General features: G+C 65.9%; 1 protein-coding gene. It reads right to left on the bottom strand.

The window, feature by feature from the left end; translation table 11 throughout:
* Window positions 1-149: 149 nt before the first annotated feature.
* On the bottom strand, window positions 150-1,743 hold a 1,594-nt coding region (locus WB461_RS07215), incomplete at its 5' end, for a RelA/SpoT family protein (protein WP_423852052.1).

The raw sequence follows: 1,743 nt of genomic DNA, 5'->3' as shown, positions 1-1,743 counted from the left end.
GGGCGAGAGAGTCCGGCAACGAGAAGAAGATCAAGGATCTCGAGGAGAACCTGGCCTCCCGTCAGTCCTTCCTCGACATGGCCAAGCGAGCCAGCGCCGACTTCGGCAGCTGAAGAGTCTCCGGCTGATGGGCAGCAGCCGCGGGAGACCTACTGCGTGATCCGATAGGCGTCGAAGACGCCCGGGACCTGCTTCACGGCGCGCAGGACGTTGTCGAGGTGCTTTGCCTCGGCCATCTCGAAGGTGAAGCGAGATTTGGCCACGCGATCGCGGGTGGTGGAGAGGTTGGCGCTGAGGAGGTTCACGTGCGCGTCGGAGAGCACCATCGTGATGTCGGAGAGAAGCCGGGCACGGTCCAGTGCCTCAACCTGGATGTTGACCAAGAACGTCGACTGACCGGTCGGGGCCCACTCGACCTCGAGCACCTTCTCGGGCTGCTGCTGCAGGCTCCCCGCGTTGGTGCAGTCAGTGCGGTGCACCGACACTCCCCCGCCCTTGGTGACGAAGCCCAGGATCTCGTCGGGTGGCACCGGAGTGCAGCACTTGGCCAGCTTGATCCAGACGTCCGGTGAGCCCTTGACGATCACGCCAGCATCGCCACCGGCGCCCACCCGAGACCGGCTGCGCCGACCGGTGATCGTCACGGCTTCGGAGAGGTCCTCTCGAGCACCGTCGTCGCCGCCGTGCAGGTCGACCACCCGGCGCACGACGGCCTGGGCGCTGAGGTTGCCCTCACCGACGGCTGCGTAGAGCGCGGTCACGTCAGCGATGTTGAAGTGGGCGGCCGCCAGCATCAGCGACTCGTGCGAGAGCAGCCGCTTGATGGGCAGCCCTTCCTTGCGCATCAGCTTGGCGATCTGGTCCTTGCCGCGCTCGATGGCTTCTTCGCGCCGCTCCTTGGTGAACCACTGCCGGATCTTGGAGCGCGCCCTTGGTGACTGGACGAACGTGAGCCAGTCGCGGGAGGGCGCCGCGTTCGCGGCCTTCGAGGTGAACACCTCGACCACGTCGCCGTTCTCAAGGGTTGACTCCAGCGGCACCAACCGACCGTTCACCCGAGCGCCGATGGTGTGGTGACCGACCTCGGTGTGCACGGCATACGCAAAGTCGACTGGGGTAGCTCCCGACGGCAGCGCGATCACGTCGCCGCGCGGGGTGAACACGTAGGTCTCCGCCTGGTTGATCTCGAAGCGCAGGCTCTCCAGGAACTCACCCGGGTCCTCGACCTCGCTCTGCCAGTCGAGCAGCTGCCGCACCCAGCTCATGTCGTCGATCTCGCCGGGCCGATCGGTGTCTCGGCCCGCCCGGCCGTCTTCCTTGTACTTCCAGTGCGCGGCCACGCCGTACTCAGCGCGACGGTGCTGGGCGAAGGTCCGGATCTGCATCTCCACCGGCTTGCCCTGCGGACCGATAACCGTCGTGTGCAGCGACTGGTACATGTTGAACTTCGGCATCGCCACGTAGTCCTTGAAGCGGCCCAGCACAGGGTTCCAGCGTGAGTGCAGGACACCGAGGACCGAATAGCAGTCGCGGTCCTCGTCGACCAGGATCCGGATGCCGACCAGGTCGTAGATGTCGGAGAACTCGCGGCCACCGACGATCATCTTCTGGTAGATCGAGTAGTAGTGCTTGGGTCGACCGGTGACGGTCGCCTTCACCTTCGACTCGCGCAGGTCGGCCTCGACCTGGGTGATCACCTCGGCCAGGAACTGGTCGCGGGACGGGGCGCGCTCGGCGACCATC

Origin of the sequence: Aeromicrobium sp. (assembly GCF_049587115.1) — a bacterium.
In the GTDB taxonomy this organism is placed as follows: Bacteria; Actinomycetota; Actinomycetes; order Propionibacteriales; family Nocardioidaceae; genus Aeromicrobium.
The sequence above is the reverse complement of the archived record's forward strand: the minus strand, read 5'-3'. Positions and strand labels throughout refer to the sequence as shown.